Here is a 22,396-nt window from a genome sequence, read left to right on the forward strand (position 1 = left end):
GGCTTCGCGACGGCTACTCTTTGCAGCATTGGGGATTGGCGAAGCCGAAGTGACATTCGATCTCCCCCCTTGAGGGGGAGATGTCCGGCAGGACAGAGGGGGGCGAACCGCGATGACGCATAATCTAGTATCCGCCAACAACCGCCGCAATGCGCGCAAGATGCGCAAGGTGATGACCGATGCCGAACTCAAGCTTTGGAATGAGATCAGGGCACACAGGTTGATGGGACTGGGATTTCGACGCCAGATGCCTATCGCCGGCCATGTCGTCGATTTTGCATGCCCGGACAAAAAGCTGATCGTCGAGCTTGATGGTTCCCAGCATGGCCAGGCCGAAACGTCGGAATCGGACGCTGCAAGAACCGCGAAGTTCGAAGCGCTGGGCTGGACGGTCCTGCGCTTCTGGAACGACGATGTCATTCGCGATATCGACAATGTCTGTCAGCATGTCGTGATCGTGGCTGGGCTGGGCGGCGCGTCGTGAGCTTCGCGGAGGCGCTGGGGTGGAGATTGGGCAAGGCCGGCGCTCCACGGCGCCCCCCTCTGCCCTGCCGGGCATCTCCCCCTCTAGGGGGGAGATTGGCTGCTTTAGGGCAGCGCCAACAGGGGCAAGAAAAACTCAATCCGGCCCAAACCCCGGCGACGTCGCACTGCCGTCATCCAACTTCGACAGCCATTCGACGAGCGTCGCGCGGTAGCGCGTCAGGCCCTTGTAGGTGGCGAGTTCCTCGGGCAGGTCGCGGATGACGCGGTGCAGGCGCCGTGCCCATTTCGGCTGCATCACCAGCTCGTCCATCTTGATCAGGTAACAGCGGATCGGGAACACGATCGCATTCGAGCGCGGCAGCCGCCAGAAGCTCTGCAGCTCGACGCGCAGATGAACCTTGTCGCCGACATTTTCCGGCGTCACCGTGGCGCGGTCCGGACCCCATTTGTGGTAATTTTCCGGGCTGGTATCGAGGCGCGGATTGATGGTCATCGTCCAGTTCAGCCGGCGCGCCGGCTTACCCTGCTGGATATTGGTGAGGAACTTCAGCGCCCGGACGAATATGCCCTTCTCATGCGCCAGCGGCACCGGCGCGTGCCATTCGAAGAAGTTCATGCCGATGTCGAAATCGAGCGACCAGTCGGCCTGGGTGGTGACCATGCCGGCATCCATCCACAGATTGCCGTCGCGCTGGTCGAGGATGCAGAAATCGCCCTGGCTCTGGCGGGTGATGTATTCCATCGGCCCATAGGGCAGCGTCGAGACGTCACCGAAGGTGAAGCTGTCGTCGATGCCGAGCGGCCGGTTGATCCAGCGCCAGCGGTCGCCGTCGCGGGCCAGGGTGAAATGCTCGGGATAGGCCAGCGCCTGCTGCTCCATCAAAAGCTCAAGCAGATCCCAGCCGGCCAGCGTCATGTGCGGCAGCGATTGGCAGCGCAGCGGATCCTCGGCCAGCACCAAAGCGCGGTCCTGCATCTCGGCGACATAGTGCTCGTCGACGTCGATCAAATTCTGCAGCACGCTGCCCTTCGGCCCGACGACATGCGGCTCGATGTTGACCGCATACATGTAGCTGTCTTCGTGGAACGGGAACGGGAACCGCCTGATGTGCTCGGGGCTGTTCCTGAAGGTGAAGTCGTCGCGAAAGGTTTCCTTGCGAAAGGTGATGCCCAAGCTCGCCTCCTATCTTTCCAGCACCAGCGACCGGCCCTCGAAGCGCGAGACGCAGGGCATGATCTTGCAGCCCGAACGGTGGTCTTCCTCGCTCAGCCAGTGGTCGTTGTGGATGAATTTACCGTCATGCGAAATGACGTTGGTCTCGCACTGGCCGCAGACGCCGCCGCGGCAGAGATAGGGCGGATCGACGCCGGCCGCCTCGATCGCCTCGAGCAGGCTCTGCTGCTCGTCGACACTGATGGTCTTGTCGCTGAGCGCCAGCGTCACGTCGAAGGGCGCGCCGGGCTGCGGGGCCGCGAAATGCTCGAAATGCACGGTCTCGGGAGGCCAGCCGAGGGCGGCGGCACGCTCGCGCACCCAGCCGATCATGCCGGACGGGCCGCAGACATAGAGGTGCGTGCCGAGTGGCTGCGACGACAACAGCCGGTCGAGATCGACGCGCTCGTCGCGGTCGTCGTGATAGAGCCTGACCCGGCGATCGTAGCGCTCCTTGAGCAGGTCGGCATAGGTGCCGAGCGAGGCGGTGCGGCAGGTGTAATGCAACTCGAAATTGCCGCCTTCCGCCGCCAGCTGCGCGGTCTGCGCCATGAACGGGGTGATGCCGATGCCGCCGGCCAGCATCAGATGCTTCCTGGCGCGCAGATCGAGCGAGAACAGGTTGACGGGATAGCTGACCACCATCTCGGTGCCGGGCCTGACCTGCCTGTGCATGAACAGCGAGCCGCCGCGGCCGGCGTCGTCGCGGCGAACCGAGATGGTGTATTCGCGGGTATCGAGCGGCGAGCCCATCAGCGAATAGGGATTGAGCCTGGTGCGTTCGCCATCGCGCATCTCGACGACGACATGGGCGCCGCCGGAAAAGGTCGGCAAGAGCTCGCCGTCGCGCCTGCGGAAGTGAAAGCGCGTCACCAACTCGTTGACCGGAACGACATCGCTGACGATGACGTCGAGCTTGGTGGTGCCGGTGCTCATCGAAAGACCTCCTCCGTCGGAGGAATTTCACTGCGGTCCTCGGCGTTGATGCAGACGCCCTGAAAGGCGGCGAGCCGCCGCGAATAGTGATCGCGCACCAGAAGCAGCAGGCCGCAATGCGAACAGGTCGCCGGCTGCGTCGTGACATTCTCGGTGATGCCCTTGCAGTGGACGCACTGCATGCGGCGCGCCAGCGAGCCGCGATGCTCGGTCTGGATCGAGGTGTGGTCGATGCCGGCTTCGAGCGCCGCCTGCATGGCCTGGCCGATCAGCCCTTCGGTGCCGGCAAGGTAGAGCCTGAGTCCCATATGCGCGTTTGCCAGCGTCTGCTTCAGCCGCGGCAAAGCGCTGGCAAAGGAATGGCCGAGGTAGAACTGCGCCGGCTTCAGCGCTTCGAGCACATCGGCATATTTGCTGTCGCGGCCGGGAATGAAAATGATGTGGGCGCCGCCGAAGAAATCCGCCGGTGCCTTGGCGGCCAGATCGGCAATGGCCAGCGCTCCCTCTGCATCCGCTATGAAAAGATGATGCTTGCCGGGCTGCGGAGACAGGGTCCCATAGACCGGCCGGCTGATGATGCTTTTCGCTGCCATACCCGCAGTATGCCTCAGCCTTTCGCCGTGCGCTTGGTCTTCTTCGGATCGTCGAACGGAAGCGGCTCGGCGGTTGCGCTGATGGCGCCGCTCTTGTTGCGGATCTCGAGCCTGGTGCCTTGTACCGCGCAGTCGACGTCGAGCCGGGCGATGCCCATCGATTTTTTGACCAGCGGCGAATACATGGCGCAGGTCACCACGCCGACTTTTTTGCCGTCGCGATAGACTGGCGCGCCCTCGTCGGCCGGCTCCTTGCCTTCGAGCAGCACGCCGAAGATCTTGAAGCGCTCCTTGCCCTTGAGGCGATAATGCTCCTCGGCGCCGCGAAAGCCTGTCTTGCCGGGGCTGACGGTGAAATCGAGGCCGAGCTCCCACAGCGTGTCGCCGGGGCCTTCGTTCTCGAACGGGTATTTCTGCGAATTGTCGTAGGGGTAAAACAGCAGGTAGCTCTCGACGCGCAGCATGTCGAGCGTGGTGAAGCGGCACGGGATGATGCCGGCGCTCTTGCCCTCGTCGAGGATCCTGTCCCAGATCGTGCCGGCGTCCTGGCCACGGCAGAAGATCTCGTAGCCGCGCTCGCCGGTGTAGCCAGTGCGCGAGATCATCACCGGCAAGCCGAACAGCTGCGTCTGCATGTGATGGAAATAGTTGAGGTCGCGAATGCCCGGCACATGCTTTGCCAGATAGTCGACGGCGGTCGGGCCTTGCAGCGAAAGGTCGTGCAGATTGTCATCGAAGCGCAGCGACACGTCACGACCGACCGAAGCGCGCTGCAGCTCTTCATGGCCGGTGCCCGAGCCATGCACCACCATCCAGGAATTCGGGCCGGTGCGGTAGAGGATGCAGTCGTCGGTGAACTTGCCGGCCTCGTTCAGCATGCAGGCATAGGCCGACTTGCCGGGATAGATCTTTTCGACGTCGCGCGTCGTCGCCAGGTCGATCAGGTGCGAGGCGTGCGGCCCGGTGATGTGGACCTTCTTCAAGCCGGACACGTCCATCAGGCCGGCCTTGGTGCGGATGGCGATATACTCTTCGTCGGCGTCCTTGTCGTAGGTCCACGCGGTGCCCATGCCGCTCCAGTCTTCGAGCTTCGAGCCGAGCGCGCGATGGCGGTCCGCAAGGGCCGAAAATCTCCAGGATGCCGTCATCCGCTGGTCCTCCGTTCGAAAAAACTTCTTGCTTTCCCCTGCTCCCTGGCGGGAGCGTTGCCCGAATATTGATCGCAAACGCCGAGAGCCTGCAATACCCGCAAGCAAATAATTTCATTGTCAGGCAAAATCCGGCTGGTCAAACAAACAGTTAACGTTGCGTAAAATCGTCTTGACAATTGCGGAGTTCGGCTTGAAGTTATGAAAAAAATTTCACTCTCTTGAAAGAGAGCGATGGAGGGGAACCGATGTCCGACATGCAGCAGCGCATTGAAGCCCTGTACCGTTCCGACCTTCGTGGATCGGTGCTCCTGATCGTCTGTCTGTGGGCGACGATCCTCTTCGTCCTCTTCATGACATGGCCGTACATCCCCGACGCAGGCATCAAGCTAGTCGTCGCGGTCGCTGCCGCCGCGGTGCTGATCTTCAACACGGCCGCCATCCTGGCGATGGTCAACCACTACAAGGAAGACAAGGACTTCATCTACGGCCTCGACATCAAGAATGCCGACGCTTACCGCAACCGCAAGTCCTGAGGGGGAGACGCATGGCCCGCTACACACCGCCCGAACAGAGCAAGGCCGGACAGGTTTTCGATATCGCCGTCGTCGTGGTCGCGATTTTTGTCGCGCTGTGGCTGCCGCTGAAACTGGGGCTGGCAGGGGCGGCAAAATCCATCGACGCGCTCGACGCCAAGACGTGGGAAGCGCTCGGCCAGAACCCGACCATGGCCTCGATCTGGGAAAAGCTCGGCTACACGCCGGAAACCGCGCACGACATCATCCAGAACCGGTTCCACTACATCATCGACTGGCCGACGCTGATCATCATGGCCGCAGTGCTGATCGGCTATTTCATCTTTCTGTTCCGCGCATCGGACCGCGAATACCGCGACGTCATCAACGAAAAATTCGACGACAAATAAACCGGGAAGCATCGTCATGTGGGTGGCACTATCTTACGCATGCTGGGGCATCTCGATCGTGCTCGCGCTGTGGATGCTCTACGACTGGTTCAAGATCGACACGACATTTTCCGAAGACGTGCTGACCTCGTCCAGGGAAGGCGAACTTGAAGCCGTGTCCGAAAAACACCGGATCTGAGTAGGGGATTGAACGATGACGGTCACGCTTGAACCGGCAGTGCAAGTGCAAGGCGACAGGGTTTCGCTGCTCAGGGTGCTCGGCCCCGCCCATGTCTGGGCACTCGGCGTCGGCATTGTTCTGGTCGGAGAATTCACCGGCTGGAATTTCGCGGCGGACAAGGGCGGCGCGCTGGCGGCGCTGATCGTCTGCTGGATCGTCGGCCTGCTCTACACCTCGGTCGCCATGATCGATTCCGAAGTCACCTCAACGGTTGCCGCCGCCGGCGGCCAATATGCGCAGGCAAAGCACATTGTCGGGCCGCTGATGGCCTTCAACGTCGCGCTGTTCCTGGTCTTTGCCTACACCATGCTCGAAGTGTCGGACGCTATCCTGCTCGGCGACACGATCGTCGCCAAGGCCGGCGTCGAAGGCCTCAACCACAATTCCTTCATCGCCGCGACCATCGTCGTGCTGGCATGGCTGAACTATCGCGGCGTGCTGATGACGCTCAACGTAAACTTCGTCATCACCGCCATCGCCTATGTCTCGATCGTCATCCTGTTCTTCTCGGTCAGCCCGTGGACGCAAGGCGCCGTGCTCAAGCTGAACGAGCTGGTCACCCCCGGCAACGCCCTGCCCTATGGCTGGATCGGCGTCATCGCCGCCTTCCAGTTCGGCATCTGGTACTATCTCGGCATCGAGGGCACCACGCAGGCCGCCGAGGAAGTTCGCTCGCCGGCGCGCTCGCTGCCTTACGGCACGATGGCCGGCATGATTACGCTTTTGATCGCCGCCGCCATGACCTGGTATGTCTGCGCCTCGCTGATGCCCTGGGAATATCTCGGCATCACCTATTATCCGCTCTGGGACGCAGGCAAGCTGACCGGCAGCCCGCTGCTGGAGAACCTGTTGTTCATCGCGACGCTGCTTGCTGCACTTGCTTCGGCCAATGGCTGCATCAACGACGCCGCGCGCGCCTGGTTCTCGCTTGGCCGCGACCGCTATCTGCCGACCTGGTTCTCGGCGGTGCATCCGAAATACCGCACGCCCTATCGCTCGATCCTGTTCCTGCTGCCGATCGCGCTGGCCTTTGCCTTCATCGCCGACCTCAACCAGGCGATCACCTTCTCGATCCTGTCGGGCGTGCTGCAATACACCTTCATGAGCATCAACATCATCATGTTCAGGAAGAAGTGGCCGCTCGGCTCGATCCGCCGCGGCTACACCCATCCCTTCCATCCGCTGCCGGCGATCGTGCTGTTCTGCCTTTGCGTGGTCACCTTCTTTGCGATCTTCCTCGGCTTCGGCTCGCAGCTGATCGCCATGGTCGCCTTCTACTTCCTGATCTCGCTATGGTTCCATTTCTACCGCTACAGATTCGTGCGCCGCGGTGCCCAGTTCACCATGCCGTGGCCGAAACCACAGGGGTACTGACAGGAGGGCGCGCCCTGTCTGGGCGGGCATTTGCGTGACGAGGTGCGTTAGGTGATCTCAGCATTGCTCGCCGGGGCGGTTGCCCTGGCTCTCGTCCTCCACATGACCTGGTTTGCGCGCGCCAACCGCAACAAGGCTTCGACCGCACTTGCCGCCGACGAAGCGGGACTTCGCGAAATCATTCCCGACGTGGCCAACGTCTCGGACGGCACCGCCGGCGTCGTCACCTTCGCCGGCTCGTGGAACGGCCGGCGGGTGCAGGTACGGACCATCGTTGACACGCTGGCGATCAGGAAGCTGCCAGCGCGCTGGCTGAGCGTTTCGATCAACGAAAAAGTCGCGGTGCCAGGCACTTTCGACATGATGATGCGGCCAGGATCGCCGACGACTTTTTCCAATTTCGATCATCTCGACCATACACTGCCGAAGGCGGCGGAATTTCCAGCCGAAGCGGTGCTGCGGAGCGACCGCAAGGGCGTGCGCTTCCCTGACGCCATTATCACCGACCACCTCGATGTCTTTGTCGAGGGGCGCGCCAAGGAATTGCTGATCACGCCGAACGGCGTGCGCATCGTCTGGCTGCTGGCCGAGGCCGAGCGGGCGCGCTATGGCGTGTTCCGGCAAGCCGAATTCGGCACGGTCAGGCTCGATCCGGCGCTGGTCGAGAGGCTGCTGTCGTCGGCGTCGGCACTGCGCGATGCCATCAATCAAAGCGAACGGCAAGCGGCATGAGCAGGCAGAGCACCACCTCCCCCGCGCCACCGAACCCGTATCTGGTTCTCGGCGCCGCGATCGTCTTGCCGGCGAGCGGGCATGTCGTGCTAGGTGTGCCGGTGCGCGGCCTGCAGTTCCTGTTTTTCATGGTGATCCTGGCCTGGGTCACCGCCAAGATCGCGCCGCCGGATGCCAGCTTCATCGGCCGGCATGCCGGCGGCTTCCTGATCTATGCCCTGTCGATCCTGGATGCCTACAAGATCGCCCGCGTCCGCCATGCCAAATGGGTTCACAATGGCGGCAAGCGCAGCGATAGTGCGGACGGCAGCGCCTGAGCCGATATATAACGACAGGAAAATTTTTTTCATACTAATTGAATTCCCGGGACTCATTCGATACATCTCCAAGGGAACAAATCTCGGAGCCTGACATGTGCGGAATCGTCGGACTGTTTTTGAAGGACAAGTCGCTTGAGCCCCAGCTTGGCGCGATGCTGTCGGAGATGCTGATCTCGCTCAGCGATCGCGGTCCCGACAGCGCCGGCATCGCCATCTATGGCGCGTCTTCCAATGAAGCCAAGATCACCATCCAGTCGGCCAAGCCGGAGCGCGATTTCCGCGGCCTCGACGCCGACCTCGCCAAGGCGATCGGCGCGCCGGTGAGCTTGGCTGCGAAGTCGACGCATGCGGTGGTCAGGACGACGCCTGCCAAGATCGACGAAGCGCGCGAGGCGATCCAGGCGCTGCGCCCCGACATCCGCATCATGGGCGCCGGCGACGTCGTCGAGATCTACAAGGAAGTCGGCTTGCCGGAAGCGGTCGTCGATCGGTTCGGCGTCCGCGAGATGACCGGCACGCACGGCATCGGCCATACCCGCATGGCGACCGAATCGGCGGTGACGACGATGGGCGCGCATCCGTTCTCGACCGGCGCCGACCAGTGCCTGGTGCATAATGGCTCGCTGTCCAACCACAACAATGTCCGCCGCGAGCTGATCCGCGAAGGCATGACATTCGAGACCGAGAACGACACCGAAGTCGCGGCCGCCTATCTCTCCTCGCAGATGGCGCATGGCAAGAACCTCGGCGAGGCGCTGGAAGGCACGCTGAGCGACCTCGACGGCTTCTTCACCTTCGTCGTCGGCACCAAGAATGGCTTCGGCGTGGTGCGCGATCCGATCGCCTGCAAGCCCGCCGTGATGGCCGAAACCGACCAGTATGTCGCCTTCGGCTCGGAATATCGTGCGCTGACCAAACTGCCCGGCATAGACAATGCGAAGGTCTGGGAACCCGAGCCCGCAACCGTCTATTTCTGGGAGCATTGATCTTATGCCGGCAATTAACCTCTCCAAGGCCGCGCGCGAGCCGGGCCAGGCATCGAGGGTCTTCGACCTGGCCGAAATGTCGCTGCGCGAGCTCAACCAGGCGCTGCACGATCTGGCTCCCGGTTCGAACGAGACCGCCTGGGAGGTACTGCATCCGCGCGGCAGCCATTCGGTCGCCGTCGGCGTCGACCAGCCGGTCGCCATCGATGTCCGCGGCAGCGTCGGCTATTATTGCGGCGGCATGAACGACGGCGGCACCATCACCGTGCATGGTTCGGCCGGGCCCGGCGTTGGCGAAAACATGATGTCCGGCCAGATCGTCGTCAAAGGCGATGCCAGCCAGTATGCCGGCGCCACCGGCCGGGGCGGGCTGCTGGTCATCGAAGGCAATGCGTCGTCGCGCTGCGGAATCTCGATGAAAGGCATCGACATCGTCGTCCACGGCAATATCGGCCACATGTCGGCCTTCATGGCGCAATCCGGCAACCTCGTGGTGCTGGGCGATGCCGGCGATGCGCTCGGCGATTCCATCTACGAGGCGCGGCTCTTCGTGCGCGGCAAGGTCGAAAGCCTCGGCGCCGACTGCATCGCCAAGGAGATGCGGCCCGAACACCTGGAATTGCTGCAAAACCTGCTCGACCGTGCCGGCGTGACCGGCGTCAAGGCGGCGGAGTTCAAGCGCTACGGTTCGGCGCGCACGCTTTACAATTTCAATATCGACAACGCCGATGCGTATTGAGGCAGCATGACCTATCGCAACCCGCCGACGACGCCGCGCAAATCCGCGACCTTCGACGACTATACGCTTTCCGAGATCCGCCGCGCCGCGGCGACCGGCATCTATGATATCAGGGGCGCCGGCGCCAAGCGCAAGCTTCCGCATTTCGACGACCTTCTGTTCCTCGGCGCTTCGATCTCGCGCTATCCGCTCGAAGGCTATCGCGAGCGCTGCGACACCAGCGTCGTGCTCGGTTCGCGCTATGCGAAGAAACCGATCGAGCTGAAGATCCCGATCACCATTGCTGGCATGAGCTTCGGCTCGCTGTCCGGTCCGGCCAAGGAAGCGCTCGGCCGCGGGGCGACGCTGTCCGGCACCTCGACCACCACCGGCGACGGCGGCATGACCGAGGAAGAGCGCGGCCATTCAAAGACGCTGGTTTACCAGTACCTGCCGTCGCGCTACGGCATGAACCCCCGCGATCTGCGCCGCGCCGATGCGATCGAGGTGGTCGTCGGCCAGGGCGCCAAGCCCGGGGGCGGCGGCATGCTGCTCGGCCAGAAGATTTCCGACCGCGTTGCCGAAATGCGCACGCTGCCGAAAGGCATCGACCAGCGCTCGGCCTCGCGCCACCCCGACTGGACCGGGCCGGACGACCTCGAGATCAAGATCCTCGAACTGCGCGAAATCACCGATTGGGAAAAGCCGATCTACGTCAAGGTCGGCGGCGCGCGGCCCTATTATGATACCGCGCTTGCCGTGAAATCGGGCGCCGATGTCGTCGTCGTCGACGGCATGCAGGGCGGCACGGCGGCAACCCAGGAAGTGTTCATCGAAAATGTCGGCCAGCCGACGCTTGCCTGCATCAGGCCGGCTGTGCAGGCGCTGCAGGATCTCGGCATGCACCGCAAGGTGCAGCTGATCGTCTCCGGCGGCATACGCAACGGCGCCGACGTCGCCAAGGCGCTGGCGCTCGGCGTCGACGCGGTGTCGATCGGCACGGCAGCGCTTGTCGCGCTCGGCGACAATGACCCGCGCTGGGAAGCGGAATACAACGAGCTCGGCACCACCGCCGGCGCCTATGACGACTGGCATGAGGGACGCGACCCGGCCGGCATCACCACGCAGGATCCCGAGCTAATGAAACGGGTCGATCCGATTGCGGCCGGACGACGGCTGGCGAACTATCTTAAGGTAATGACACTTGAGGCTCAGACAATCGCCCGCGCCTGCGGCAAGAACAGCCTGCACAATCTCGAGCCCGAGGATCTTGTCGCCTTGACGATCGAAGCCGCCGCCATGGCCGGCGTGCCGCTGACCGGCACCAACTGGATACCGGGCAAGAACGGCTTCTAAGACAAACCAAAATGCCAGTAAGCGAGGAATTATAATGGGGAACGATCTCGCCGCCTTCGCCAAGGAGAAGGGCGTCAAATATTTCATGATATCCTACACCGACCTGTTCGGCGGGCAGCGTGCCAAGCTGGTGCCGTCGCAGGCGATCGCCGACATGCAGCGGGACGGCGCCGGCTTTGCCGGCTTTGCTACCTGGCTCGACCTGACGCCGGCGCATCCCGACATGCTGGCCGTGCCGGATCCGGATTCGGTGATCCAGTTGCCGTGGAAGCCCGAAGTCGCCTGGGTCGCCGCCAACTGCATGATGGACGACAAATCGGTCGAGCAGGCGCCGCGCAACACGCTGAAGCGGCTGATCGCCGAGGCCGCCGGCGACGGCATGCACATCAAGACCGGCGTCGAGGCCGAGTTCTTCCTGATCTCGCCGGACGGCAAGACGATTTCCGACGAATACGACACGGCGTCGAAGCCCTGCTACGACCAGCAGGCGGTGATGCGCCGCTACGACGTCATCGCCGAGATCTGCGACCATATGCTGGCGCTCGGCTGGGGCGCCTACCAGAACGACCATGAGGACGCCAACGGCCAGTTCGAGATGAACTGGGCCTTCGACGATGCTCTGGCGACCGCCGACAAGCATTCCTTCTTCAAATTCATGGTGAAATCCGTTGCCGAAAAGCACGGGCTGCGCGCGACCTTCATGCCGAAGCCGTTCCAGGGCCTGACCGGCAATGGCTGCCATGCCCACATCTCGGTTTGGGACAGGGACGGCAAGACCAATGTCTTTGCCGATAATGCGATGGAACTCGGCCTGTCGGCCAAGGGCAGGAATTTCCTCGGCGGCATCATGAAACATGCTTCCGCGCTTGCCGCCATCACCAACCCGACGGTCAATTCCTACAAGCGCATCAACGCACCGCGCACCATCTCCGGCGCCACCTGGGCGCCGAACACCGTGACCTGGACCGGCAACAACCGCACCCACATGGTGCGCGTGCCCGGCCCCGGCCGCTTCGAGCTGCGCCTGCCCGACGGCGCGGCAAACCCCTATCTGCTGCAGGCCGTGATCATCGCCGCCGGGCTCGACGGTGTCCGCTCGAAGGCCGATCCCGGCCGGCGCTACGACATCGACATGTACCAGTTCGGCCATACGGTCGAAGGGGCGCCGAAGCTGCCGCTCAACCTGCTCGACGCATTGCGCGAGTTCGACAACGACAAATCGCTCAAGGCGGCGCTGGGTGAGGAATTCTCGTCGGCCTATCTAAAGCTCAAGCAACAGGAATGGAATTCCTATGCTTCCCACTTCACCCAGTGGGAGCGCGACCACACGCTCGACATCTGATCCGGAATTGTTGCACGCCCGGCGCGAAACAGGTTCATGAAATACTCGATCTTCTCCCTCGCCCGGGCGGCATTTTCCGGCCATAAGAACTGGCAGCGTACCTGGCGCGACGCCAGCCCGAAGAGCCACTACGACGTGGTGATTATCGGCGGCGGCGGCCATGGACTGGCGACGGCATGGTTCCTCGCCAGCGAGTACGGCATCAGGAATGTCGCGGTGCTGGAAAAAGGCTGGATCGGCTCCGGCAATGCCGGCCGCAACACCACCATCATCCGCTCCAATTACGGGCTGCCCGGCAATACCGGCTTCTACGAGCTGTCGATGAAGCTGTGGGAACGGATGGAGCAGGACCTCAACTACAACACCATGGTCAGCCAGCGCGGCGTCATCAATCTCTACCATTCCGACGCGCAGCGCGACGCCTACGCACGGCGCGGCAACACCATGCGCATCAACGGCATCGATGCCGAACTGCTCGATCTGACGGCGGTCAGGAAGATGATGCCGTTCCTGAACTTCGACAACGCACGTTTCCCGGTGCAGGGCGGCCTCTTGCAGCGACGCGGCGGCACGGCACGACACGATGCCGTGGTCTGGGGCTACGCGCATGCGGCGAGCGCGCTCGGCGTCGACATCATCCAGAATTGCGAAGTGACCGGCTTTATCCGCGACGGCAGCGGCAAGGTGACCGGCGTCGAGACGAGCCGCGGCAGGATCGGCGCGGCCAAGGTCGGCATGGCGGTCGCCGGCTCCTCGTCGCGCGTCGCGGCGATGGCCGGCATGCGGCTGCCGATCGAAAGCCATGTGCTGCAGGCCTTCGTCTCCGAGGCGATCAAGCCGCTGATCCCCAATGTCATGACGTTCGGCGCCGGGCATTTCTACGTCAGCCAGTCCGACAAGGGCGGCCTGGTCTTCGGCGGCGATATAGACGGCTACAATTCCTACGCCCAGCGCGGCAATCTGCCTGTCATGGAAGACGTCTGCGAAGGCGGCATGGCGCTGATGCCGATGATCGGCCGGATACGGCTTCTGCGTCAGTGGGGCGGCATCATGGACATGTCGATGGACGGCTCGCCGATCATCGACAAAACACCGGTCGACGGGCTCTATCTCAACGCCGGCTGGTGCTATGGCGGCTTCAAGGCGACGCCCGGCTCCGGCCTGGTCTTTGCCCATCTGCTGGCGCGCGACGAGCCGCACAAGGAGGCTACTCGCTTTCGTCTCGACCGCTTCCGGCGAGGTGCGATGATCGACGAAAAGGGCCAGGGCGCCCAACCGAACCTGCATTGAAGGCTGGCTGAAGAAGCATGCGCATTGTCTGTCCCTTCTGCGGCGAACGCGAACTCGGCGAGTTCACCTATCTGGGCGACGCCAGGCCGGTGCGTCCGGCGGCCGGCTCCTCCGAAGACGAGGTCTTCGACTATGTCTATCTGCGCGACAATGTCGCCGGGCCGATGAGCGAATACTGGTATCATGGCGGCGGCTGCCGGGCCTGGCTGAAGGTCGCCCGCAACACGCTGACGCACGAGATTTCGTCGGTCGAGCCGGCTGCGGGCGTTGGCGCCGCCAAGGTGGGCGCCTGATGGTTGGCCCTGCGCAGACACACCGGCTGGAGAGCGGCGGTCTCATCGATCGCGCCGCGCCGCTGAGCTTCCGCTTCGACGGCAAGAGCTTTGCCGGCTTCCAAGGCGACACGCTGGCCTCGGCGCTGATTGCCAATGGCGTCAAGTTGATCGGCCGATCGTTCAAATACCATCGCCCGCGCGGCATCCTGACCGCCGGGTCGGAGGAGCCCAACGCGCTGGTCGAACTGCGCAGCGGAGCGCGGCGCGAGCCGAACACCAAGGCGACCACGGCCGAACTTTACGACGGGCTCGAGGCCGCCAGCCAGAACCGCTGGCCGTCGCTGCGCCACGATCTGATGGCGGTCAACCAGCTGTTTGCGCCGATCTTCGTCGCCGGCTTCTACTACAAGACCTTCATGTGGCCGGCGAAATTCTGGGAAGCGGTCTACGAACCGGCGATCCGCCGAGCCGCCGGTCTCGGCCGCGCCGCCGGCGTCGCCGATCCCGACCATTACGACAAGGCGTGGGCGCATTGCGACGTGCTGATCGCCGGCTCTGGCCCGGCCGGGCTCGCGGCGGCATTGGCGGCCGGGCGCAGCGGCGCCCGTGTCATCCTGTGCGAGGAAGATTTTGCGTTCGGCGGCCGTCTGCTTGCCGACGGCGGCACCATCGACAGCCTGCCGGCGGCCGAATGGATTTCGCGCACGCTGGCCGAACTCGCAGCACTCCCCGATATCCGCATCATGAACCGCACGACATTGTTCGGCGTCTATGATGGCGGCACCTATGGCGCGATCGAGCGGGTCAATGACCACCTGCCCTCCCCGCCAGAGCACCAAGTGCGCCAAAGGCTATGGCGGATCGTGGCTAGGCGCTGCGTCGTTGCCGCCGGCGCCATCGAGCGGCCGATCGTGTTTGCCGGCAACGACACGCCCGGCGTGATGATGGCTTCGGCGATGCGGACCTATGTCGCGCGCTACGCGGCGGCGCCGGCAAAGAGGATCGCGCTGTCCACCAACAATGCGGATGGCTGGCGCACGGTCGAGACCGCGCTCGCCGCCGGATTGCAGATCGCGGCGGTCGTCGATGCGCGCCCGGACGTCTCCGCCGCACATCGCGCGCTCGCCGCCAAGGCCGGCTTTCCGGTGCTCAGCGGCTCGGTCAACGGGGTCGAAGGCGGCAAGGCCGGCGTCCGGAAAATCGCGATCTCGCTGACCGGCGGCGCACGGGCGGAAGTCGAAGCCGACGGGCTTGCCGTCTCCGGCGGCTGGAATCCGGCGGTCGGGCTGACCTCCTACCATCGCGGCCGGCCGAAATGGCAGGACGACATCGCAGCCTTCGTCCCGGACGGTGCGCCTCCGGGCATGATGGCCGCAGGCGCCGCCAACGGCGCCTTCGGGCTGGGCGACTGCCTGCGCCAGGGCTTTGCCGCAGGAGCGGCGGCAGCACAGAGTGCCGGGCGCAGCGGCAATGCCGGCACGCCGCCGGTCGCCGACGATGAGGCGTTTTCGCTGACGTCGCTCTGGCATGTCGCCGGCAAGGGCAAAGCCTTTGTCGACTACCAGCACGATGTCACGGCGTCCGACATCGAACTGGCGCAGCGCGAGGGTTTCGAATCGGTCGAGCATCTGAAGCGCTATACGACGCTCGGCATGGCCACCGACCAGGGCAAGACCTCGAACGTCGCCGGCCTCGCCATCATGGCTACGTTGTCAGGCAAATCCATTCCCGAGACCGGCACGACGATCTACCGCCCGCCCTATGTGCCGGTCGCTATCGGCGCCTTCGCCGGCCATCATCGCGACGAGAACTTCCATGCGACGAGGCTGACGCCGTCGCATCACTGGGCAGCCGAACAGGGCGCGGTGTTCGTCGACACCGGCCTGTGGAAGCGCGCGCAATGGTATCCGCGCGCCGGCGAAAAGGACTGGCTGGAATCGGTGACGCGCGAGGTCAAGGCGGTGCGCTCCGGCGTCGGCTTCTGCGACGTCTCGACGCTCGGCAAGATCGACGTGCACGGCCCGGACGCCGGCGCTTTCCTCGACCGCGTCTACATCAACACCTTCTCCAGTCTTGCCGTGGGAAAAGCCCGCTACGGGCTGATGCTGCGCGAGGACGGCATCGTCTATGACGACGGCACCACCTCGCGGCTGGCCGAGGACCATTATTTCCTGACCACCACCACCGCCAAGGCCGGGCTGGTGATGCAGCATCTCGAATTCTGCCGGCAGGTGCTATTTCCTGAGCTCGACGTCCAGCTCACCTCCGTCTCTGACCAGTGGGCGCAATTCTCGATCGCTGGACCTAGGACCCGGGACCTGCTCCGGGAAATCGTCGATCCGGCCGAGGATCTGTCGAATGAAGGTTTTCCGTTCATGGGGGCGCGCGAGGTATCGCTTCGCGGCGGCACCAGGGCACGGCTGTTCCGCATCTCGTTCTCCGGTGAGATGGCGTTCGAGATTTCGGTTCCCGCCCGTTACGGCGACGCGCTGGTGCGCAATTTGATGCTGGCCGGGAAGCCATTCGGCGTTACGCCCTACGGCACCGAGGCGCTCGGCGTCATGCGCATCGAAAAGGGCCATGTCGCCGGGCCGGAGCTGAACGGCACGACGACGGCCGCCGACCTAGGCCTCGGCAAGATGATGTCGACCAAGAAGGATTTTATCGGCCGCGTCATGGCCGGGCGCGAGGCGCTGGTCGCCCCGGACCGGCAGGTCGTGGTCGGCATCAAGCCGACGGATAAGGCAAGCCGCCTGCGTTCCGGCGCGCATATCATTCCGAAGGACAAGACACCCGGTCCCGACAACGACCAGGGCTACGTCACCTCGGTCTGCTTCTCGCCGACGCTCGACCAGTGGATCGGGCTTGGCCTGGTCGAATGCGGCCGCGAGCGCATCGGCGAGATCGTCCATACGCATGACCCGCTGCGCGGCGAAGACTACGATGTCGAGCTGTGCAGCCCGGTCTTCTACGATCCGGATGGAGGGCGCCAGCGTGGCTGAGTTTTCCTGGATTGCCCGCAGTCCGCTGGAGCACGCGCTCGTCGTCGGCGCCCATGGCGCGCGCGGCACCGAGGCCGGCGTTTGGCTGACGGAAATCCGCAATTTCGACCTGATCCAGGTGATGGCGCGGCGCGGCAAAACGGCGGAGCTGGCAAAAGCTGCCCAGGCCCGTTTCGGCGTTGCCGCACCGGAAACGCCCAAGGCGGTCCGAGTTCCCGACGCTACGCTGATCTGGTCGGGACCGGATCAGTTCCTCGTCCTGTCCAATGCCGGCAAGCACGCGATCGAACCGCTGAGCCAGGCGTTCTCGCAATCCGCCTCGCTATCGGACCAGTCGCATGCGCGCGTCCTGATCAGCGTTTCGGGAGAAAAAGCGCGCTCGATGCTGGCCAAATTGTCTTCACTAGACCTGCACCCGGCGGCATTTCCGGTCGGCACCGCCGCCGCAACATCGGTCGATCACACCAGCATCAATCTCTGGCGCGGCAATGACTGGCCGGATGGACAGGCGGTGTTCAATCTCCTGGTGTTCGCGACGTTTGCCGGGAGCCTGTGGCACACGATGCTCGATGCCGCCGCGGAGTATGGCGTCGATATCCGGCATTCCGAGGAATTGGCATAGCCTTGGCGCGTCTTCCCTTCTCCCCTTGTGGGGTCCGAAGGACGGGACGAGACCCGTGGCTCGCCCAGGGCGGTGGATCGGCGCGCAGCGCCGAGACGGATGAGGGGTGTTCCAGCGGAGTGAGAGGCTGGCGTTCCCTGGAACACCCCTCATCCGTCGCCTTCGGCGACACCTTCTCTCCAAGGGGAGAAGGGGGAGCTTGTGCCACCTTCACCTTGCCAACTCCGGCTCTTCTGCCCTATTCTTCCCGCTAAAATAATTTCACGCACAGGCAAACTTGTTTCTCGAAACCAGGGTTGAGATGAGCCAGTCGCCCTACCCCGTAATCGCCGCCGGACCGCCCCGGCCGAGTCTGATCCTGCGGCCAGGCCAGATCGCGCTGCCGGCCGGGATGGAGCGCTATTCGGTTCAGGGCAATGGCGCGGTGCTGATCGAGGTCGAGGCCGGCGACAGCATCACTGTGCGCAATATCGAGGGCGGGCAGGCCTGCGAGCTGCTGGTATGGGACAGCACCGGCGTAACCGATCCCGGTATTCTCGGCGAAAAATCGAACAGCAATGCCGCCGGCATTAAGGCGCTGCTGGCCGATAGCGACGATAGCCTCGCTTCCTTGCGCCGAGGCCTCGAACGTCGCCAGGTACAGCTAGATCAGGCAAAGGCGGTCCGCGTCTTCGGCGGCTCCACCCCTGCCGGCACCGAACAGAGCTTTGCGATCGCCCGCGACGGCTCGATGCTCGTCGCTGCACCCGGCGGTCCGATGCTGGTCGACGGCCACGATACCGCAACGCCGCTCAGCGTCATCCTGCGCCGCGCCACGATCCGTCCAGCTGCGAAGTCGCGGCTTGCCGACCCGCTGGCCGATCCGGTGCTCGATCTGCGCGTCCATTCGGCGACGGCGGAAGCCTATTTCGTCAAAGCCGGCGACTATCTGCAGATCATCGATGTCGACGGGCGCCAATGCACCGACTTCCAGTGCTTTTCGGCGCGCAAGCTGGACAAGGGCCGCGATCATCCGCTCGACGTGACGACGACGCGCACGCTGATGGGTTCGAGCTATCCGATGCCCGGGCTGCACTCGAAATATTATGACCAGGACATGGAGCCGCTGGTCGAGGTTATCCAGGACACTTGCGGCCGCCACGATGCATTCGCGCTCGCCTGCGCTGCCAAATATTACGACGACATCGGCTATCCCGGCCATCCCAACTGCTCGGAGAATTTCAACCGCGCGCTGGCCGACAAGGGCGTGACGCCCCGCGCCGGCTGGATGGCGATCAACTTCTTCTTCAACACGGCCATCGACGCGTATGGCGTCGTGGTTTCCGACGAGCCGTGGTCGCGGCCGGGCGACTATGTGCTGCTGCGGGCGCTGACCGACATCGTCTGCGTCTCGTCCGCCTGCCCCGACGATACGACGCCGGCCAATGGCTGGAACCCGACCGACATCCATGTGCGGACCTATTCCGGCCAGCACAAATTCTCGCGAGCGATCGCCAGACGCATGACGCCCGATTCGGAACCGAAAATGACCCGCGAGACCGCCTTTCATTCGAGCTTTGCCAAGCACACCCGCAACTTCGTCGAGTACAAGGGTTATTGGCTGGCCAATTCCTTCGCCAAGCAAGGCCCGATCGGCGAATACTGGGCCTGCCGGCAGGATGCAGTGATCATGGACCTGTCGCCGCTGCGCAAGTTCGAGATCACCGGCCCGGATTCGGAAGCGCTGCTGCAATACACGCTGACCCGCGACATCAGGAAGCTCGGCGTCGGCCAGGTCGTCTATTCCGCCATGTGCTACGAGCATGGCGGCATGATCGACGACGGCACGCTGCTTCGGCTCGGCAAGGATAATTTCCGCTGGGTTGGCGGCGACGATCTATTCGGCGAATGGCTGCGCGAAACGGCGACGAAACTCGGCCTTACCGTGCTGGTGCGTTCATCGACCGACCAGATGCACAATGTCGCCGTGCAGGGACCGAAAAGCCGCGACATTCTCAGGCAGATCATCTGGACCTCGCCGCTGCAGCCGTCGATCGACGAGCTCGAGTGGTTCCGCTTTGCCGTCGCCCGCATCGGCGGCGGCAACGGCATTCCCGTCGTTGTCTCGCGCACCGGCTACACCGGCGAGCTCGGCTACGAGATCTGGTGCCATCCGCGCGACGCGGAAAAGGTGTTCGACGCCATCTGGGAGGCTGGCCAGCCGCACGGCCTGAAGCCGATGGGACTGCAGGCGCTCGACATGGTGCGCATCGAGGCCGGGCTGATCTTTGCCGGCTACGAGTTCTCCGACCAGACCGATCCGTTCGAGGCCGGCATCGGCTTCACCGTGCCGCTGAAGACCAAGAGCGACGATTTCATCGGCCGCGAGGCGCTGATCCGACGCAAGGAAAATCCGCAGAAGAAGCTGGTCGGCCTCGACATCGACGCCAATGTCGCGGTCGGCCACGGCGATTGCGTGCATGTCGGTCGCGCCCAGATCGGCGTCGTCACCTCCGGCATGCGCTCGCCAGTGCTGAACAAGACCATCGCGCTGGCCAGGCTCGACGTCACCCATTCGGCGATCGGCACCGAGGTCGAGATCGGCAAGCTCGACGGCCACAGCAAGCGGCTGCCGGCGCGCGTCGTCGCCATTGCCCACTACGATCCGCAGAAGACCAGGCCGCGCTCCTGATCGACGCTGCCCGGTTCTTCCCTTCTCCCCTTGTGGGAGAAGGTGGATCGGCGCGCAGCGCCGAGACGGTTGAGGCGCGCTGGACGAAGTGCGGTTTTGCCAAGCTGGAACACCCCTCATCCGACCGAGCTACGCTCGGCCACCTTCTCCCACAAGGGGAGAAGGAAAGACCGCACCCGTTGGCAGCGCCAACGAAGCTCGACTGTTTCACACGCGCAATGTGCACAGCGTCACAAACCGCTTGACGTGAAAGCGCGTTGGGTCAATCTTCACTGCTAAGAATAAAATACTACTGAGCGGAAAACGCCTGGGCAGTTCAACGTGAGCGTCGATGACGCCTCGCGAGATTGCGGCTGTTGCCGATGGGGAACATCAAAAATGGGGAATCCACGTAAATGAGCACGATAGTCACCACCTTGGTGCCGCCTGCCGAAGGGCAGCTGCACCGGAACATCGATTGGCGCGGCGCCTTTTGGGTGGCAAGCGGCGTTCCGGCCCTTGTCCTGTTTTCGATCGGCGGCATTGCCGGCACCACCGGAACGCTGGCCTTCATGATCTGGACCGCATCCATGATCATGGGCTTCCTGCAATCCTTCACCTATGCGGAAATCGCCGGCCTGTTCCCGAACAAGTCCGGCGGCGCCTCGATCTATGGCGCCACCGCGTGGCTGCGCTATTCGAAATTCATCGCGCCGCTTTCGGTGTGGTGCAACTGGTTCGCCTGGTCGCCGGTGCTGTCGCTCGGCTGCTCGATCGCCGCCGCCTATATCCTCAACGCGCTGGCGCCGGTGCCGCTGTTCACCGACACTTCGCCGGAGGTCGCCGCCTATATCGCGGCCCATGCCGGAACCAGCGCCGCCGACGCCATCACCGCGGTCACCGCGGCGGCGACGCCGGCGATCCGCAACTGGACGCTCTACGGTCACACGCTTGGTCCGGTTTCCTTCACCTTCAACGCCACCTTCTTCATCGGCGCGGTGCTGATGCTGATCATCTTCTCGATCCAGCATCGCGGCATCTTGGGCACGGCCAATGTGCAGAAATATATCGGCCTGCTGGTTATCATCCCGATGCTCATCGTCGGCGTGGTGCCGATCGTCACCGGCCAGATCAACTGGGCGAATTTCTCCCCGCTGGTGCCGCTCGCGGCAGCCTATGCGCCGGAGCCCGGTGCGTGGAACATCGCCGGCTGGACGCTGGTGCTCGGCGGCATGTTCATCGCGGCCTGGTCAACTTACGGTTTCGAGACCGCCGTCTGTTACACCTCCGAGTTCAAGAACCCCGGCACAGATACCTTCAAGGCGATCTTTTATTCCGGCCTGTTGTGCATGCTGCTGTTCATCCTGGTGCCATTCACCTTTCAGGGCGTGCTCGGCTTGAACGGCATGCTGGCGACGCCGATCGTCGACGGCTCCGGCGTTGCCGACGCGCTGGCCGGCATGGTCGGCGGCGGACAGTTGATCCACAGCCTGCTGGTGATGCTGATGATCCTGGCGCTGGTGCTCTGCATCATGACGGCGATGGCCGGCTCCTCGCGCACGCTCTACCAGGGTTCGGTCGATGGCTGGCTGCCGCGCTACCTCAGCCATGTCAACGAGCACGGCGCGCCGACGCGGGCGATGTGGACGGACCTGATCTTCAACCTGATCGTGCTGGCCATCGCCTCGGCCGACGCGACGAGCTTCTTCTTCATCCTGGCGGTGTCGAATTGCGGCTACATCATCTTCAATTTCCTCAACCTCAACGCCGGCTGGATCCACCGCATCGACAATGGCCACATCGCGCGGCCTTGGAAGGCGCCGAGCTGGCTGCTCGGCCTCGGCGCGATCTTTGCCTATGTCAACGCGGTCTTCATGGGCGCCGGAGCCAAGGTCTGGAACCCGATGGCATTGTGGGCCGGGCTGATCACGGCCGCCTTGATCATCCCGGTGTTCTGCTTCCGGCACTACATCCAGGACAAAGGCAAGTTCCCCGACCACATGCTGGCCGATCTCGGCATGAACTCGTCCGACCTCGCAGTGCGAAAGGCGGGCATGCTGCCCTACCTGACGCTGATCGCCGGCGTCGCGGTGATGCTGCTCGCCAACTGGCTGTTCGTCATCTGAGGCTTGCCTTGAGAGCAATTCCAGGAAAAGGTGTGAACGGTTTTCCGGCCGGAATTGCCTCAAAACAAAAATAGAGCGGTTC

At 63.6% G+C, this 22,396-nt stretch carries 21 protein-coding genes; 17 read left to right on the forward strand and 4 right to left on the reverse strand.

Annotated features, from left to right (window positions below):
• The first annotated feature begins 112 nt into the window (after positions 1-112).
• Positions 113-484 carry an endonuclease domain-containing protein gene (locus NKI50_RS05975; protein ID WP_023716776.1) on the forward strand — a complete coding sequence of 124 codons (372 nt, stop codon included), beginning with the start codon at positions 113-115 and terminating at the stop codon, positions 482-484.
• A 135-nt stretch (positions 485-619) separates the two neighbouring features.
• Here the strand turns inward: NKI50_RS05975 and NKI50_RS05980 are convergent, their stop codons facing one another.
• From NKI50_RS05980 to NKI50_RS05995, 4 genes are read right to left on the reverse strand one after another with little or no spacing between them, the layout of a single operon-like run.
• Positions 620-1,660: a heme-dependent oxidative N-demethylase family protein gene (locus NKI50_RS05980; protein WP_023716775.1), complete on the reverse strand. Its 1,041-nt coding sequence runs from the start codon at positions 1,658-1,660 to the stop codon at positions 620-622.
• A gap of 9 nt (positions 1,661-1,669) precedes the next feature.
• On the reverse strand, positions 1,670-2,635 hold the full coding sequence (locus NKI50_RS05985; protein WP_023716774.1) for a PDR/VanB family oxidoreductase: 966 nt from the start codon (positions 2,633-2,635) through the stop codon (positions 1,670-1,672).
• Positions 2,632-3,228: a dimethylamine monooxygenase subunit DmmA family protein gene (locus tag NKI50_RS05990; protein ID WP_023716773.1), complete on the reverse strand. Its 597-nt coding sequence runs from the start codon at positions 3,226-3,228 to the stop codon at positions 2,632-2,634. Before NKI50_RS05990 ends, NKI50_RS05985 begins: the two co-directional genes overlap by 4 nt.
• 14 nt (positions 3,229-3,242) lie before the next feature.
• Positions 3,243-4,376, reverse strand: a complete 1,134-nt coding sequence (locus NKI50_RS05995; RefSeq protein ID WP_023716772.1) for an aminomethyl transferase family protein — start codon at positions 4,374-4,376, stop codon at positions 3,243-3,245.
• Positions 4,377-4,624: 248 nt separating this feature from the next.
• On the opposite strand from NKI50_RS05995, the gene NKI50_RS06000 reads away from it, so the two are divergent.
• From NKI50_RS06000 to NKI50_RS06075, 16 genes are all read left to right on the forward strand, one after another.
• Entirely contained in the window at positions 4,625-4,912 is a 288-nt protein-coding gene (locus NKI50_RS06000) for a hypothetical protein (RefSeq protein ID WP_023716771.1), read from the forward strand.
• Between the two features lie 11 nt (positions 4,913-4,923).
• Positions 4,924-5,301, forward strand: a complete 378-nt coding sequence (locus NKI50_RS06005) for a hypothetical protein (protein WP_023716770.1) — start codon at positions 4,924-4,926, stop codon at positions 5,299-5,301.
• A 16-nt stretch (positions 5,302-5,317) separates the two neighbouring features.
• Positions 5,318-5,479 carry a hypothetical protein gene (locus tag NKI50_RS06010; protein WP_023716769.1) on the forward strand — a complete coding sequence of 54 codons (162 nt, stop codon included), beginning with the start codon at positions 5,318-5,320 and terminating at the stop codon, positions 5,477-5,479.
• A gap of 15 nt (positions 5,480-5,494) precedes the next feature.
• On the forward strand, positions 5,495-6,895 hold the full coding sequence (locus tag NKI50_RS06015; protein ID WP_031193329.1) for an APC family permease: 1,401 nt from the start codon (positions 5,495-5,497) through the stop codon (positions 6,893-6,895).
• A gap of 102 nt (positions 6,896-6,997) precedes the next feature.
• Positions 6,998-7,627 carry a hypothetical protein gene (locus NKI50_RS06020; RefSeq protein ID WP_051409557.1) on the forward strand — a complete coding sequence of 210 codons (630 nt, stop codon included), beginning with the start codon at positions 6,998-7,000 and terminating at the stop codon, positions 7,625-7,627.
• A complete protein-coding gene (locus tag NKI50_RS06025) occupies positions 7,624-7,944 on the forward strand; it encodes a hypothetical protein (protein ID WP_352715789.1) in 321 nt (106 codons plus the stop codon). The genes NKI50_RS06020 and NKI50_RS06025 overlap by 4 nt, the downstream gene beginning before the upstream one ends.
• Before the next feature lie 95 nt (positions 7,945-8,039).
• Complete coding sequence (locus tag NKI50_RS06030; protein WP_023716765.1) at positions 8,040-8,933, forward strand: class II glutamine amidotransferase; 894 nt, start codon at positions 8,040-8,042, stop codon at positions 8,931-8,933.
• Positions 8,934-8,937: 4 nt separating this feature from the next.
• Positions 8,938-9,672, forward strand: coding sequence for a GltB/FmdC/FwdC-like GXGXG domain-containing protein (locus NKI50_RS06035; protein ID WP_023716764.1), 735 nt, complete (start codon positions 8,938-8,940; stop codon positions 9,670-9,672).
• A 6-nt stretch (positions 9,673-9,678) separates the two neighbouring features.
• Positions 9,679-11,007, forward strand: a complete 1,329-nt coding sequence (locus NKI50_RS06040) for an FMN-binding glutamate synthase family protein (RefSeq protein WP_023716763.1) — start codon at positions 9,679-9,681, stop codon at positions 11,005-11,007.
• A gap of 34 nt (positions 11,008-11,041) precedes the next feature.
• Positions 11,042-12,349 (forward strand): type III glutamate--ammonia ligase, encoded by a 1,308-nt coding sequence (gene glnT, locus NKI50_RS06045; protein ID WP_023716762.1) that lies wholly within the window; start codon positions 11,042-11,044, stop codon positions 12,347-12,349.
• 36 nt (positions 12,350-12,385) lie between these two features.
• Positions 12,386-13,639: a sarcosine oxidase subunit beta family protein gene (locus NKI50_RS06050; protein ID WP_023716761.1), complete on the forward strand. Its 1,254-nt coding sequence runs from the start codon at positions 12,386-12,388 to the stop codon at positions 13,637-13,639.
• Between the two features lie 17 nt (positions 13,640-13,656).
• Positions 13,657-13,932 carry a sarcosine oxidase subunit delta gene (locus NKI50_RS06055; RefSeq protein ID WP_023716760.1) on the forward strand — a complete coding sequence of 92 codons (276 nt, stop codon included), beginning with the start codon at positions 13,657-13,659 and terminating at the stop codon, positions 13,930-13,932.
• A complete protein-coding gene (locus NKI50_RS06060) occupies positions 13,932-16,916 on the forward strand; it encodes a sarcosine oxidase subunit alpha (RefSeq protein WP_023716759.1) in 2,985 nt (994 codons plus the stop codon). Before NKI50_RS06055 ends, NKI50_RS06060 begins: the two co-directional genes overlap by 1 nt.
• Positions 16,909-17,538, forward strand: a complete 630-nt coding sequence (locus tag NKI50_RS06065) for a sarcosine oxidase subunit gamma (RefSeq protein WP_023716758.1) — start codon at positions 16,909-16,911, stop codon at positions 17,536-17,538. Before NKI50_RS06060 ends, NKI50_RS06065 begins: the two co-directional genes overlap by 8 nt.
• Before the next feature lie 301 nt (positions 17,539-17,839).
• Entirely contained in the window at positions 17,840-20,209 is a 2,370-nt protein-coding gene (locus tag NKI50_RS06070) for a trimethylamine N-oxide demethylase (RefSeq protein ID WP_023716757.1), read from the forward strand.
• 395 nt (positions 20,210-20,604) lie between these two features.
• Complete coding sequence (locus NKI50_RS06075) at positions 20,605-22,314, forward strand: trimethylamine N-oxide permease (protein WP_023716756.1); 1,710 nt, start codon at positions 20,605-20,607, stop codon at positions 22,312-22,314.
• The last annotated feature ends 82 nt before the right edge of the window (positions 22,315-22,396 follow it).

This window comes from Mesorhizobium sp. M0563, assembly GCF_040321065.1.
Taxonomy (GTDB): Bacteria; Pseudomonadota; Alphaproteobacteria; order Rhizobiales; family Rhizobiaceae; genus Mesorhizobium.

What these genes read in the sequence shown, in the direction of transcription:
- NKI50_RS05975 (WP_023716776.1), top strand. Translation starts at nt 113, where the DNA reads ATGACGCATAATCTAGTATCCGCCAACAACCGCCGCAATGCGCGCAAG.
- NKI50_RS05985 (WP_023716774.1), bottom strand. Translation starts at nt 2,635, where the DNA reads ATGAGCACCGGCACCACCAAGCTCGACGTCATCGTCAGCGATGTCGTT.
- NKI50_RS05990 (WP_023716773.1), bottom strand. Translation starts at nt 3,228, where the DNA reads ATGGCAGCGAAAAGCATCATCAGCCGGCCGGTCTATGGGACCCTGTCT.
- NKI50_RS05995 (WP_023716772.1), bottom strand. Translation starts at nt 4,376, where the DNA reads ATGACGGCATCCTGGAGATTTTCGGCCCTTGCGGACCGCCATCGCGCG.
- NKI50_RS06000 (WP_023716771.1), top strand. Translation starts at nt 4,625, where the DNA reads ATGTCCGACATGCAGCAGCGCATTGAAGCCCTGTACCGTTCCGACCTT.
- NKI50_RS06005 (WP_023716770.1), top strand. Translation starts at nt 4,924, where the DNA reads ATGGCCCGCTACACACCGCCCGAACAGAGCAAGGCCGGACAGGTTTTC.
- NKI50_RS06010 (WP_023716769.1), top strand. Translation starts at nt 5,318, where the DNA reads ATGTGGGTGGCACTATCTTACGCATGCTGGGGCATCTCGATCGTGCTC.
- NKI50_RS06015 (WP_031193329.1), top strand. Translation starts at nt 5,495, where the DNA reads ATGACGGTCACGCTTGAACCGGCAGTGCAAGTGCAAGGCGACAGGGTT.
- NKI50_RS06020 (WP_051409557.1), top strand. Translation starts at nt 6,998, where the DNA reads ATGACCTGGTTTGCGCGCGCCAACCGCAACAAGGCTTCGACCGCACTT.
- NKI50_RS06025 (WP_352715789.1), top strand. Translation starts at nt 7,624, where the DNA reads ATGAGCAGGCAGAGCACCACCTCCCCCGCGCCACCGAACCCGTATCTG.
- NKI50_RS06030 (WP_023716765.1), top strand. Translation starts at nt 8,040, where the DNA reads ATGTGCGGAATCGTCGGACTGTTTTTGAAGGACAAGTCGCTTGAGCCC.
- NKI50_RS06035 (WP_023716764.1), top strand. Translation starts at nt 8,938, where the DNA reads ATGCCGGCAATTAACCTCTCCAAGGCCGCGCGCGAGCCGGGCCAGGCA.
- NKI50_RS06040 (WP_023716763.1), top strand. Translation starts at nt 9,679, where the DNA reads ATGACCTATCGCAACCCGCCGACGACGCCGCGCAAATCCGCGACCTTC.
- glnT (WP_023716762.1), top strand. Translation starts at nt 11,042, where the DNA reads ATGGGGAACGATCTCGCCGCCTTCGCCAAGGAGAAGGGCGTCAAATAT.
- NKI50_RS06050 (WP_023716761.1), top strand. Translation starts at nt 12,386, where the DNA reads ATGAAATACTCGATCTTCTCCCTCGCCCGGGCGGCATTTTCCGGCCAT.
- NKI50_RS06055 (WP_023716760.1), top strand. Translation starts at nt 13,657, where the DNA reads ATGCGCATTGTCTGTCCCTTCTGCGGCGAACGCGAACTCGGCGAGTTC.
- NKI50_RS06060 (WP_023716759.1), top strand. Translation starts at nt 13,932, where the DNA reads ATGGTTGGCCCTGCGCAGACACACCGGCTGGAGAGCGGCGGTCTCATC.
- NKI50_RS06070 (WP_023716757.1), top strand. Translation starts at nt 17,840, where the DNA reads ATGAGCCAGTCGCCCTACCCCGTAATCGCCGCCGGACCGCCCCGGCCG.
- NKI50_RS06075 (WP_023716756.1), top strand. Translation starts at nt 20,605, where the DNA reads ATGAGCACGATAGTCACCACCTTGGTGCCGCCTGCCGAAGGGCAGCTG.